At 69.3% G+C, this 13,694-nt stretch carries 7 protein-coding genes; 4 read left to right on the top strand and 3 right to left on the bottom strand.

The window, feature by feature from the left end; all coding sequences use genetic code 11:
* Positions 1-12 precede the first annotated feature (12 nt).
* The 3 genes from smc (at position 13) to ACQQ2N_RS15905 (ending at position 4,856) form a co-directional block, all read left to right on the top strand.
* A complete protein-coding gene (gene smc / locus ACQQ2N_RS15895) occupies positions 13-3,513 on the top strand; it encodes a chromosome segregation protein SMC (RefSeq protein WP_440222553.1) in 3,501 nt (1,166 codons plus the stop codon).
* A gap of 22 nt (positions 3,514-3,535) precedes the next feature.
* A complete protein-coding gene (gene zipA, locus ACQQ2N_RS15900) occupies positions 3,536-4,297 on the top strand; it encodes a cell division protein ZipA (RefSeq protein WP_440222554.1) in 762 nt (253 codons plus the stop codon).
* Between the two features lie 166 nt (positions 4,298-4,463).
* Positions 4,464-4,856, top strand: coding sequence for a phasin family protein (locus ACQQ2N_RS15905; protein WP_440222555.1), 393 nt, complete (start codon positions 4,464-4,466; stop codon positions 4,854-4,856).
* Positions 4,857-4,976: 120 nt separating this feature from the next.
* Here the strand turns inward: ACQQ2N_RS15905 and ACQQ2N_RS15910 are convergent, their stop codons facing one another.
* From ACQQ2N_RS15910 to ACQQ2N_RS15920, 3 genes are read right to left on the bottom strand one after another with little or no spacing between them, the layout of a single operon-like run.
* The gene (locus ACQQ2N_RS15910) at positions 4,977-10,562 is read right to left on the bottom strand and encodes an alpha-2-macroglobulin family protein (RefSeq protein ID WP_440222556.1); all 5,586 of its coding nucleotides are present in this window, start codon (positions 10,560-10,562) and stop codon (positions 4,977-4,979) included.
* A 30-nt stretch (positions 10,563-10,592) separates the two neighbouring features.
* Positions 10,593-11,225, bottom strand: coding sequence for a TetR/AcrR family transcriptional regulator (locus tag ACQQ2N_RS15915; protein ID WP_440222557.1), 633 nt, complete (start codon positions 11,223-11,225; stop codon positions 10,593-10,595).
* A 24-nt stretch (positions 11,226-11,249) separates the two neighbouring features.
* Positions 11,250-11,507, bottom strand: a complete 258-nt coding sequence (locus ACQQ2N_RS15920; protein WP_440222558.1) for an acyl-CoA-binding protein — start codon at positions 11,505-11,507, stop codon at positions 11,250-11,252.
* A 194-nt stretch (positions 11,508-11,701) separates the two neighbouring features.
* Here ACQQ2N_RS15920 and ACQQ2N_RS15925 point away from each other — a divergent pair, with 194 nt between their 5' ends.
* A complete protein-coding gene (locus ACQQ2N_RS15925) occupies positions 11,702-13,693 on the top strand; it encodes an SDR family oxidoreductase (protein WP_440222559.1) in 1,992 nt (663 codons plus the stop codon).
* The last annotated feature ends 1 nt before the right edge of the window (position 13,694 follow it).

Below are 13,694 nucleotides of genomic sequence, written 5' to 3' on the forward strand. Positions count from 1 at the left end.
GACGCGACACGCATGCGACTGACCACGATCAAGCTGGCGGGCTTCAAGTCGTTCGTCGACCCGACGTCGCTGCACCTGCCGACCAACATGTCGGCGGTGGTCGGGCCGAACGGTTGCGGCAAATCGAACATCATCGACGCGATCCGCTGGGTCATGGGCGAGAGTGCGGCGAGCCGCCTGCGCGGCGATTCGCTGACCGACGTGATCTTCTCGGGCTCGAGCTCGCGCAAGCCGGTCGGCCAGGCGATGGTCGAGCTCGTGTTCGACAACGCCGACGGCACGATCGTCGGCGAGTACGCGCACTTCAACGAGATCTCGGTCAAGCGCACGGTCAGTCGCGACGGCCAGTCGCAGTACTTCCTCAACGGCACGCGCTGCCGTCGCCGCGACATCACCGACATCTTCCTCGGCACCGGCCTCGGTCCGCGCAGCTACTCGATCATCGAGCAGGGCATGATCAGCCAGATCGTCGAATCGGATCCCGAGCAGCTGCGCGGGCATCTCGAGGAGGCGGCCGGCATCTCCAAGTACAAGGAGCGCCGCAAGGAGACCGAGAGCCGCATCAAGGCCACGCGCGAGAACCTCGACCGCGTGCGCGACGTGCGCGAGGAAGTCGACAAGCAGCTCGGGCACCTCAACCGGCAGGCCAAGGCGGCCGAGCGCTGGCAGGAACTGCAGGCCCAGCACAAGCGCAAGGAGGCCGAGCTCAAGGCGGTCACGCTGCGCACGGCCAAGGCCGAGCTCGAGGACCAGGCCGGCGCGCTGCGCCAGGCCGAGCTCGCGATCGAGCAGCAGCTCGCCGAGCAGCGCCAGCGCGAAGCCCTCATCGAGACCAGCCGCGAGCGCCACGGCGCGGCGACCGAGCACCTCAACGCGGTGCAGGCCGAGGTCTACAAGGTCGGTGCCGAGATCGCACGCGTCGAGCAGCAGATCCAGCACAGCCGCGTGCTCGGCGAGCAGCTCGAGCGCGCGCGCGTCGAGACCGAGCGTGCATGGACCGAGCTGTCCGATCACATCGGTGGCGACACTGCGCAGGCCGAGACGCTGCGCCTCGCGCTCGCCGATTCGGCGCCGCAGCACGAAGCGATGAACGAAGCCGTCGAAGGTGCCGCCGAGGTGCTGCGCGAGGCCGAAGCCAGCATCGCCGAGTGGCAGGAGCAGTGGGACACCTACGCGCGTTCGAGCTCCGAGGCCTCGCAGGCCGCCGAGATCGAGCGCACGCGACTGGACTATCTCGACCGTCAGTGCGTCGAGGCCGATCGTCGTCGCGACGCGCTCGAGGCCGAGCGCAAGGCCGCCGACCTCGACGAACTCGGCCGCATCCTCGGCACGCTCGAAGACGACCACGCCAACCTGCGCGAGCAGGCCGAAACCCTCGGTGGCACCCTTGACGAACGCCGCGTCGATTTCGAGCGCATCGTCGAATCGGAACGCCAGCTGCAGGCGATGCTGAGCACCAAGCGCAGCGAGCTCGAGAAATCGCGCGGCCGCCTCGCCTCGCTCGAGGCGCTGCAGCACGCCGCGCTCGCCGAGGATGCCGGTGGTGCGTCGACATGGCTCGCGCGCCTCGGCCTGTCGAATGCGCGCCGTCTCGGCGAAGTGCTCGATGTCGATACCGGCTGGGAGCGCGCGGTCGAGACCGTGCTGCAGGGCTGGCTCGACGCGGTGCTCGTGGACGCGCCGACCGAACTCGCCGCCGAACTCGCTGCGCTGGCCGAAGCCGACCTCACGCTGCTCGCGCAGGACGCCTCATCGGGCGGCGCGCCCGGCACGCTCGCCGCGCATGTGCGCGGTCCGTCCTCCGTGCTCGCACTGCTCGAGCGCGTGCGCACCGCGGCCACGCTCGACGACGCGCGTCACGGTGCGGCCTCGCTCGCACGCGGCGAATCGCTTATCACGCCCGAAGGCGAATGGCTCGGTGCCGGCTTTGCGCGCGTCGCGCGTGCGCAGGGCTCGCAGGTCGGCGTGCTCGCGCGCGAACGCGAGATCGTCGCGCTCGGCGAGCGCATCGCCCAGCTCGAGTCCGAACTCGACGAGCACGCGACCCAGCTCGACGATTCCAAGCTCGCACGCGTCGAGGCCGAGCGCCAGCGCGACGACGCGCAGCGCGAGGTCTACATGACCCAGCGTCGCCTCGCCGAGATCGCGGGCCAGCTGCAGAGCCAGCGTGGACGCCTCGACGGCGCGCGCGAGCGCCTGCAGCGCGTCGACGGCGAACTCGGCGAACTGATCACCAAGCTCGATGCCGATCGCGAGCAGGCCCGCGAGGCGCGCGGTCGCCTCGACTCGGCCGTCGCGCGCATGGGCGACCTCGAGCAGCAGCGCCAGCAGCTCGATGCCGAACGCCGGCGCAAGCTCGAGGCGCGCGAGGAAGCGCGCATGAACGCGCGCGAGGCCCGCGAGGCCTATCACCAGGCTGCGCTGTCGGTCGAATCCAAGCGTGCCGCGCTGACCTCGCTCGAGCAGTCGCTGCAGCGCATGCAGGGTCAGCTCGTGCAGCTCGATTCGCGCCGCGCCGAGATCGCCGCGCAGATGGAATCCAGCGGCGACCCGCTCGCCGATCTCGAGGCCGAGCGCCAGGTCTGTCTCGACCAGCGCCTGCTCGTCGACCGCCAGCTCGTCGAGGCGCGTCGCGCACTCGAGGACTGCGACGGCGAACTGCGCCGACTCGACCACGAGCGCAACGCGATCGTCGACGGGCTCACCGAGCGTCGCCAGCGCCTTTCCGACCTGCGCCTCGGCGAACAGGAGCACCGCCTGCGCGCGCAGGCCCTCACCGCGGCGATCGCCGAGGCCGGCTTCGAGATCGAATCGCTGTTCTCCGAGCTGCCCGAGGACATCGATGCGAAGCGCTGGCAGGCCGACCTCGACGACATCGAGACCAAGATCCGCCGCCTCGAGCCCGTCAACCTCGCCGCGATCCAGGAGTACGAGGAGAAGTCGCAGCGTGCGGTCTATCTCGACGCGCAGCTGACCGATCTCGGCACCGCGCTCGAGACGCTCGAGAACGCGATACGCAAGATCGACCGCGAGACGCGCCAGCGCTTCAAGGAGACCTTCGATCAGGTCAACACGGGCTTCCAGGAACTGTTCCCGCGCCTGTTCGGCGGTGGCCAGGCCTACCTCGAACTGACCGGCGAAGACCTGCTTTCGACCGGCGTCGCGATCATGGCGCGGCCGCCCGGCAAGCGCGTCACCTCGATCTCGCTGCTCTCGGGCGGCGAGAAGGCGATGACCGCGGTCGCGCTCGTGTTCTCGATCTTCCGCCTCAATCCCGCGCCGTTCTGCCTGCTCGACGAGGTCGATGCGCCGCTCGACGAGGCCAACGTCGGCCGCTTCTCGTCGATGGTCAGGGAGATGAGCGAGCGCGTGCAGTTCATCTTCGTCACCCACAACAAGGTGACGATGGAAGCGGCCAGCCAGCTCTGCGGCGTGACCATGCGCGAACCGGGCGTGTCGCGCCTCGTGCAGGTCGATCTCGCCGAAGCCGCTAAACTCGCCGGCGCCGCGTGACCGCGGCCGGCAGGAGGACACGATGGAACAACAGGCCCTGGGCACCGGCGAGATGCGCTTCATCATCCTCGTCGTCGGCCTCGTCACGCTCGCCCTGATCTATTTCTTCGGGCGTCCGCGCAAGCCGGGGCAGGGCACGCGCAAGCCGCCGCCGTCGCGCGGCACCAGCGGCGAGCGCGTCGAGCCGACCTTCGACGGCGATGACGACACCGATCGCCTCGACGCGGTCACCGAGGGCGACGGCGAGCAGCTCGACCTGCTCGGCGATGCCGCCGATGCCGAGCCGCGCGCGCCGAAGCTGCCGCCGCGGCCGCTGGTCGGCGTGCGCCCGGAAGGCCCGATCGACCGCATCGTCACCGTGTTCGTGTGCGCGCGTCCCGGCGAGACGATCACCGGCAGCGACCTCGTCGTCGCGGCCGAAAAGGCCGGCCTCGTGTTCGGCGACCGCGGCATCTTCCACCGCATGCTTGCCGGCAAGCACGAGAAGGGTCCGATCTTCAGCATGGCCAACATGGTCAAGCCGGGCCATTTCGACATGGCCCGCGTCGACACGCTGGCCACGCCGGGCGTCACGTTCTTCCTCGCGCTGCCCGGCCCGCTGCCCGCGCTCGATGCCTGGGACGCGCTGCTGCCGACCGCTCAGCGCCTCGCCGAGTTGCTCGACGCGAGCGTGCTCGACGAGAAGCGCAACACGCTCGGCCGCCAGGGCATCGCGCATATCCGTGACGAGCTGCGCGCCTGGGATCGCAAGCAGGAAAGCACGCAGATCCGTCCGCATCGCTGAGCGGATACGCCGTGTCCGTCGCGATGGAGGACGGACCGCTGCGCGCGCATGGGGCCTGAGCCTCGTGTGATGGCAGGCCTGCGCGCGGTAGTGTGATTGCTCGATGTCCGCGGCCGATCATCGCGACCCTCGCCGCAGCGTGCGGTGTCCCTGGAGGAACGATGCGATGACCAAGCAGATCAAGGCCCGCCGTGCGGGCACCGTGGTGGCGAAGGACGACGTGGCTCGCAAGCTGTGGCTCGCCGGCCTCGGCGCGTTCTCGCTCGCGCGCAAGCAGGCGCTGGCGACGTTCGACGTGCTCGCCGCCGAAGGCGAGTCGCTGCGCGCGCGCGGCGGCACCTACGCGCGCAGCGTCGCGCGTGACGCGCAGACCGTCGCGAGCGTGCGCTTCAAGCCCGTGCGCGAGCGCCTCGTCGCGGTCCGCGCGCAGGCCGAAGCGGCCCTCGAGCGCGGCACCGGCCGCGTGCTCTCGTACGCCGGTGTGCCGTCGAAGGCCGATGTCGATGCGCTGATCGCGCGCGTCGATGCGCTTTCGAAGCGCGTACGCGCGCGCCGCTGAGCCCACCGACCGGCGTACGCGCGCCGGACGTGTTCCGACGAAAGCCGCTGCCCCGCAGCGGCTTTCGTGCTTTCGGGGCTGCCCTCCACGCCAGGGCGTGTGAGGGGACGGGGCGGCCCGTCAGTCGTGCGTCGACGTGGACGCGATGCGCAGTCGCACCGATGCCGTGCGCGCGTGCGTCGCGTTGCCGTACATGAGTTCGGCCACGGCCGGTGCAGCGAGATAGTCGCCGGCGTTGCCGACGCGCGCGAAGTAGTGGACTTCGTGCGTTCCGGCCGGCAGGTACTCGGCGTAGAAGCGTGGTGAGCGTGGATCGAGCTTGCGCGTCGCGAAGTACCCGCTGCCGGTGTCGGACACGCTCTCCAGGGTCACGCCAGCGACGCCGCCCAGGCTGAGGTCGGTCGGCTGCAGGCCGCCGGCGACCGAATCGGTCAGCGCGACGAAGTGGCGCGGGGCGGCGGTCGTGACGACGAGCGTCGTGCGTATCCAGTCGCTGTCGCGAAGCGCGACGTTCGCAACAGGCACCCAGGTTCCGTCGCGCAACACGCCGTGATGCCGCTCGATCGCCAGCCCCATCGCGGACGGGACCGCTTCGCGCATCTCCTCGTCGTACCCGGCGGTGGCGACGAAGCCCAGCGCGGCTTTGTCGGCCGTCTCGCTGCCGAGTCCGAAGACGGTTCCGGCGGGCGCGGTACCCCGCCAGAGCGCCGGTTCGCCGGTTGCGGGCACGACGAGCGTATCGCGGGTCTCGCCGTGCGTGATCGAGACCGTCGACGTCACGGCCGTCGCATGCGGCGGTTCGGCGGCACGGGCGGCGATCAGGCAGCGTGCGCCGGTCTGCGTGTCGACCGCGGGCTGGCCGCCGGCGTGGAGGTCGACGAGGCCGCGCATGAGTTGCGCATCGGTGCCGGGTGGTGCGAGGTCGGGATGCCGTGCGACGAGCTCGATCAGCGTGCACTGCACGGCCATGTCCGATCCCATCCAGCGGTCGCTTCTCGTCGCGGCACGGAAGCTGCGCGCGCCCGCCTTCAATGGCGCTTCGGCCAGGAGCGACGAGAGTGCGTCGCGTGCGACGGCGGGCAAACGTGTCGCGAGCTGGCGCACGACGGCCGTGCGTGCGGGCGCCGACAGCGTCGTCCACGCCGTGCTTCCGGGGGCTACCGGAGGCGTCTTCGCACCGATCGCGGCAGCGGCGATGACGGCGTCGTCGTGGCGTACGTCGCTTCGGTCGCTCCCATCCGGGGACTTGGCACGCTTGCCGAGGAACGTAAGTGCGCCGTCGATAACGTCCTCGCGCACCGCGTATCCGAGGCCACTCAGCAGGGTGAGGGCTTCGAGCGAGTAGGCCGTCAGCGCGACTTCGCCGCGCTCTTCGTCGTACACGGCACCCGGCAGGCGTGGGAAATAGCGGAAGCTGCCGTTGTGGTCCTGGAACACTGCGCTGTTGTCGAGCGCCTCCTGCACGACGGCGCGTGCATCGGGCCAGGCGGCGTGGCCGCGTTCTATCGCGATCGCCGCGGCCACGGCACGGCTCAGGATCTGCTCCCAGCAGCGATGCGGGTAATCACGCAGGTCGTCGATCCACTGGCGCGCCCACGCGCCCATGCCGCGTGTCGCCTCGATCGAGACGTCGGCAGCGACCGTGCCCTCGGGCAGCACCGGAAGCGCGAGTCGCACGCCCGCGTCGGTGATCCAGCCGGCCTGCGTCCTGCGCGTGCGTCGAACGGTCGTGGCGACTTCGGTGGTCGCGCCGACCGCGTCCCGATCGCCGCCACCTTGGATGCGGGCGGTGGTGGACAGCGATCCCGGAGAGTGTGCCTTCAGCGGTGTCCTGAGGCTGCGTTGGCCTTGCGGCGCCAGCACGAAGCGGTGCGAGATCGTGTCGGATACGCCGTCGCCCTCGGTGTCGATGCGGGCCACGACCTTCCGTGGCACCGTGCCGGACTGCCGTGCATGGACGGCCAGTACGGCCTCGTCACCCGAGAACACGCGTACCGGCGCCTGCACGCGCGCCTCGAGCGGCAGCCCGCTTTCGAGGGCCGAGTCGGCCATGTCGAAGTGGCCGTCGTCGTCACTGCTCCACGCGACCGCGCGCCAGCGTGTGAGGTTGTCGGGCAGGGTGATCGTCCATGCCCGCGACTCGCCCGGAGCGAGGCGCGTACCGGGCATCCAGAACGCGGTATCGGCGAAACGCGAGCGCAGCGCGTCGTCGACGAGGCCTGCCGCGGATGCGCGCTCTTTCACGCCGCGGACCGGTGCCTGGCCTTCCGTGAAGACATCGACCCTCCGGATGCGCGAGCCGGTCACGACGATGGTCTCGAGTCGGTCGGATCCGATGCTGAAGGGCGGCATGGCCGATTCGATGGCCGTGCGACGCCGCGCGTCGCGGGGGCGCTCCACCTGGAGTTTCCAGCTCGCCTGGTTCCAATAACTGAAATCGTGCTGATTCAAGTCGTTGTCGGTGTAATCGTTCGCGCCGAGCCAGTGCGGGCCGCCTGGGTCCGAATAATCGAGCCTGTTCCCGGCGAGGGCGCGCAAGGCATCGTCCATGACCGCGACGACGACGTCGCGTTCCGTCGGCGACGTATTCGTCGCCGTGAGGCGGACCTCATGGCCCGGGCGTGACGTGGCGTCCGCGAATGCGATCGCGATCGGTGACGTGGCCTCGGGATCGACCCGGACCACGACGTCGACGGAGGTCCATTCCACGCGTGGCGGCACGCGGTATCCCGCGGGAAGGTCGACGTCGTGGCGGGTCGTGCGTACGGCAGCCCACAGCTTGATCTCGCCTTGTGCCTCGGCCGGGATGTCGACTGCGAACACCTGATGATCGCCTTCTACCCGCGCGGTGCGATGACCGAGGATGCGGTCGCCGCGCGAGAACACGAACAGCACGTCACCTGCACCGTGGGCGTGCTCGAGCACGACGCGAAGCGTGGTCGCGGCGTGCCCGGGTTCTTCGAGAAGTTCGAGCGAGGCTTCCCGGTCGCGACTGTTCGTGCGGTTACCCATATTATCGCGGGGCACGTGGACGTAGCGCGCGATGCGGGTGGGCGCGGCGTCGCCCGACGTCGCCTCGAACACGTACCAGCCGCTGCGCGTGCGAGCGACGTCGCAGGCGGTCGGCGCCGTTCCGGCGAGCGTGCAGCTCGCCAGCGTCTGCGTGGATGCGGGGTCCGGCTCGTCGCCGTTGCCCTGGAAACTCGCCTCGACCTTTACTTGTGCATCCGGTGAGGTCTGGCCCTGCGGGTCAATGACGACTGCCGCGAACAGGATCGGCGTCGTCGCGTCGAACCAGGCCGGTTCGCTGCGCAGGCCGACGAACCGATCGTGGCGCGTGTAGTGCACCTGCGCCGCACGCGTGACGGTGTCCTCGCGATCCGACAGACCGACCGAAGCCGTCACTTTGAGCAACCCGAACGGGGGTAGCGTCAGTGCGCTCTCGGGCTCGCGCGACACGAAACGAACCGGAATCTCGATGCGCGCACGTCCCTTCGCGTCGGTCGTGTCGTGCAGGCCGGCTTCGTCCGCGACGGGCAGGCCGCCATCGGCGTCGTTGTCGTTCACGTCGATGAACGTGTAGGCCGCATGCGCGGGGAATGCGACCGATGGCGACAGCGGTGTGAGCATGGTCTGGAGCTTGTTGACCGTGACGCCGGCGGCGGCACCACCCGAGTAATAGCCGGCCTCGACGTCGAGCGCGAACGTGTCGCCATCGCGCAGCAATGTGGCCGGCGAGGTCGCATCGGTCCAGAGGTCCTGGGCACGATGCGTGCCGACGAAGAAGCACGCTCCGGTCTGGTCGTCGTTCCTGTAGGAATCGTTCTTTAGCACGAGTCCTATGCAGTAGTCGTCGTCGTCGAGATGGGCAGGCAGCGCGAGTTCGCCCGAAAGGTCGTCGCCGTAGCGTGAAGTCGCAGGCCACGTGAGCAGCGGCTTCTCGTTAAAGAGTTTCCTCAGCGCGAGCTGCGGTGCGGCCTTGCGCGACGTCGGCAGGTAACGTCCGCCGGAGGCCTCGCGATGCCAGAGGCGGTAGCGCACGGTGTCGCCCGCACGGTACAGCGGGCGGTCGGTGACGCCCCAGTACGCCTCGTCCGCGAGCTCGCCGATGTCGGCATGGTCCAAGGCGAGCACGGCAACCGCCAGGGATGATGTCTCGTTCGCGGGGTGTGCGCGTACGGCCCAGATCGCCGACGACTCGTCGATGTCGCCCTCGCTAGTCGCGTTAAGGTCGAATCGCGCGACGCCGTCCTCGCCCGTCACGGCTTCGGCCACGACGCGTCCGTCGCGCAGCAGCTCGAGCGGGATCGTGCCGAGCGCACGTCCGTCGTCCCACGCATGCGCCCAGGCGATGACGTCGCGGCGGCCGCTCATCGCGAGCAGGTCGATGGAGGGGGCTGCGATCTCCATGGACCTCGAATGTTCCGACGCGGGAAGAAGCGACGCCCAGCCGCCTTCGGCGATCGCGGTGGCGATGATCGCGGAATGGATCGGCTGAGGGCGGTTCCTGCGCCAGCCACGTGTTCGACCCTCGTCCTTCGCGTTCTCGTGGCCGATCGCGTCCACGGTGAACGGAATGTCGCGTGCGTTGACCGACCAGGCGAGCTGTTCGGGGAGCGTCCGCTCGGCGAGCAGGTGCCTCGAGTACGTCGAGGCGATCACGGGAGGTTGGTCGCCGGTCGTGATGCGGAGCTCGACGTCTTCGGCGAGCGTATCCCCGCCGCTGCGCATCGACGCCGGCAGCGTGATGCGCGCCCGCTTGCGTGGTTCGTCGAGGACGAGCAGCACGGCATGCGAAGGTGCCTTCACGCCGCGTGGCGAGTAGCTGCCGCCGCTGAAGGTGTCGCTGCGCTTCGTGTCCAGGCGCATCGGCGCGCGCAGCGTGCGTGCGAAGGCTTCGATCGCGTCGGCGTCGGGCGCGCGCGAGAACGCGAGCGTGATCATGCCGGGCTTGCAACGCAGGTGGCGTGCGTCGGCGGGGCGTTTCCTGCCGTCCCTGGGCGTGTCGCAGGTCGCCTCGCGCAGCCGGAAGCGCTCGTTGATCGTCGCGTCGGCGAGGACTTCGTCCTGGATGCCCTCGAGCGGGCCGGCCTTCGACTTCAGGCCCGGGCGGATGGCCAGCACGAGCTTGGCGTCACGCGGAATCGAGGCAGGCAGGACCACCTCGGTGTGGCCGCTGTCGTAGCGGCCTTCCGGCGGCACGTCGCGCAGCACGACCGGATGCTCGACATCGGCGATGGTCAGGCGCAGCACGCCGGTGATCGCCGTTGTCTCGATGTCATCGTCACGGTGCAGCTCGAGCGTCGGCAGGCCGTCGTTCCATTTCGCGATCGAAGCTCGCAGCTTCGGCCGGTCGGTCTCCGCCTCGAGATCGAAAGCGGGCAGTGCCTCGCCCGTGCGTGTGACGAGTCCTGCGGGAATCCGGATGCGATAGCGCGTGGCAGCGGATGCCTTCGTGTCATCGGCGAACGTGCAGGAGAGCCGCGTGTCCGACGACCAGTGGCAACGCGTCGGCAAGGCGGGGGCCAGCGTCAGCCAGTCATCTCTCGTCGCGTTGCTCCAGCTGTCCATCGGCTGAGGGAACGTGAGGGTGAGGCTCCAGCGTGAAATCTCCGCCTTCGGCGCTGCATCGGTGTCCACAGCGTGTGCCGTGCGGCAGGCTGCCGCCAGCAGCAGCGTGAGAGCGAGCACGCATCCCCTGTGCATGATCGAGGTCCGTTTCGTGGTGTGGAGGAGTCAGCGCAGGTAGGCGCCCGCCAGCGTGTTCAGATGCAGGCGCTCGGCGTCGCGCAGGAACGGGGCGACGAGCATCATGACCTGGTGGATGCCGCGGCCGATGTCGGGCGCTTCCTTGTCGGTGCGCGCGTGGCGGACGGCGTCGAAGTTGAGCCAGAACGTCGCCACGAGCACGATGTTCTCGGCGGTGGCGTGGATCTCGTCGGCGCTCGCGCGCAGGATCTGCGCCGCGGCGAGGCCGCGCATGACGCCGGCGGCGTTCTCGGAGGCGCGCTTGAGGATGCGCGCGAAGTGCACGCGCAGCTTGCGGTTGCGCGACAGGATGTCGACGAGGTCGCGGTAGACGAAGCGGTACTCCCACATGCACTCGAAGACGAGGTGCAGCTGCAGCCAGACGTCCTCGAGGTTCGGCAGGCGGTCCTCGGGCACGGCCAGCGCGCTGTCGATGCGCTGCTCGTAGCGCGCGAACAGCTGGCCGATGATGTCGTCCTTGTTGCGGTAGTGGTAGTACAGGTTGCCGGGGCTGATGCCCAGTTCGTCGGCGATGTGGTTGGTCGTGACGTTCGGCTCGCCCTGCGCGTTGAACATCGCCAGCGCGGTCTCGAGGATCCTTTCCCGTGTCTGGCGTGCCACGCCCGGCCTTCCGTCGCTGCGCGGTCAGGCGCGCAGCTTGGCGACGAGGTCGATGTACTTCTGCATCGCGTCCTCGGCCTTGGTGCCCTTGAGCTTGGTCCAGGCCTCGTACTTGGCCGTGCCGACGAAGTCGAAGAAGCCCGGCTTGGGGCCCGAGACGTCGCCTTCGGCACCTTGCTTGTACAGCGCGTAGAGCTTGAGCAGCGTGTCGTTGTCGGGACGCTCGGACAGCTGCTTGACGTCTTCGGCGGCCTTCTCGAAACGGGCTTTCAGGTCGGACATGGTGCCCTCGTTCTCATGATCCGCGTCCCCACGCGTCCGGGCGTTCTATCACGCGCCGACGACGAGGGTCAACGCGATCCATGGCGTGCATGGAAACCGCGAGGGCGGACGACTATGCTCGACCGCACAAGGTGCGTCGCCGACCTGCCGACGGCAGGCGAGCGGCGCGATGCAACACCCACGGGAGGGATCACATGACGTACTTCGTGACCGGCGCGACCGGTTTCATCGGGCGCCGCCTCATCGAGCGCCTGCTCGCGCGCAAGGGCAGGATCCACTGCCTCGTGCGCAAGGAATCGCTCGCGCGCTTCGAGGCGCTGCGCGAGCAGCTCGGCGTCGGCGAGGACCGCCTCGCCGCGGTCGTCGGCGATCTCGCCAAGCCGAAGCTCGGCATCGCGCCGGCGACGCTGCGCGCACTCTCCGGCAAGGTCACGCATTTCTTCCATCTCGCCGCACTGTACGACCTCGCCGCCGACGAACAGGCGCAGGTCGCCGCGAACGTCGAAGGCACGCGCCACGCGCTCGAGCTCGCCGCCGCGATCAAGGCCGGCTGCTTCCACCACACCAGTTCGATCGCCGCGGCCGGCCTGTACCCGGGCGTGTTCCGCGAGGACATGTTCGACGAGGCCGAAGGGCTCGACAACCCGTACTTCCGCACCAAGCACGATTCCGAAGGCCTCGTGCGCAAGGAGTGCACGGTGCCGTTCCGCATCTATCGACCGGGCATCGTCATCGGCGATTCGCAGACCGGCGAGACCGACAAGATCGACGGTCCGTACTACTTCTTCCGTCTCATCAAGAAGATGCGCCAGGTGCTGCCGCCGTGGATGCCGACCATCGGCCTCGAGGGCGGGCGCATCAACCTCGTGCCGGTCGACTGGGTCGCCGCCGCGATGGACCACATCGCGCACAAGCCCAAGCTCGACGGCCACACCTTCCACCTGACCGATCCCGCGCCGCGGCGCATCGGCGAGGTGCTCAACATCTTCGCGCGTGCAGGCCATGCACCCGAGATGACCATGCGCCTGGACGCGCGCATGTTCGCGTTCGTGCCCGGCGCGGTGCGCCAGGCGCTGTCGAGCCTGCCGCCGGTGCGGCGCATGGTCGGCATGTTCCTGCGCGATTTCGGCATCCCCGCGCAGGTCATGAAGTTCGTCAACTACCCGACGCGCTTCGACTCGCGCGAGACCGAGCGTGCGCTGCGCGGCTCGAAGATCGTGCTGCCCAAGCTCGAGACCTACGCGTGGCGCCTGTGGGACTACTGGGAGCGCCACCTCGATCCGGACCTGTTCGTCGACCACTCGCTGTCGGGCAAGGTGCGTCGCAAGGTCGTCGTGATCACCGGCGGTACGTCCGGCATCGGCCGTGCGGTCGCGCTCAAGGTCGCCGCGGCGGGCGCCAAGGTGGTCGTCTGCGCGCGTGGCGAGGAAGAGCTCGAGGCCACGCAGAAGGAGATCACCGAGGCCGGCGGCACCTGCCATATCTACAAGGTCGACCTCGCCGACCTCGCCTCGTGCGACGCGTTCGTCGCCAAGGTGCACGAGGAGCACGGCGGGGTCGACATCCTCGTCAACAACGCGGGGCGCTCGATCCGCCGCGCGATCGCGTCGAGCTACGACCGCTTCCACGACTTCGAGCGCACGATGCAGCTCAACTACTTCGGCTCGCTGCGCCTGATCATGGGCGTGCTGCCGAAGATGGCCGAGCGCCACCGCGGCCACATCATCAACATCTCGTCGATCGGCGTGCTGACCAATGCACCGCGCTTCTCGGCGTACGTCGCCTCGAAGGCCGCGCTCGACGCGTTCTCGCGCTGCGCGCAGGCCGAGTTCTCCGACCAGGGCATCAACTTCACGACGATCAACATGCCGCTCGTGAAGACGCCGATGATCGCGCCGACCAAGATGTACGACTCGGTGCCGACGCTGACGCCGGACGAGGCCGCCGACCTCGTCGTCGAGGCGATCATCGAGCGCCCGGTCCGCGTGGCGACGCGCACGGGCATCTTCGCGCAGCTGTTCTACGCGGTGTCGCCGCGCGCCTACGAGATCGTCATGAACACGGCGTTCCGGCTGTTCCCGGACTCGGCCGCGTCGAAGGGCATCAAGGGCGTGCGCGAGGAAGCGCAGGGACCGTCGAGCGAGCAGGTCGCATTCGCCGCGCTCATGCGCGGCGTGCACTGGTAAG

It is taken from the genome of Dokdonella aquatica (assembly GCF_051987395.1).
Lineage (GTDB): Bacteria > Pseudomonadota > Gammaproteobacteria > Xanthomonadales > Rhodanobacteraceae > Dokdonella.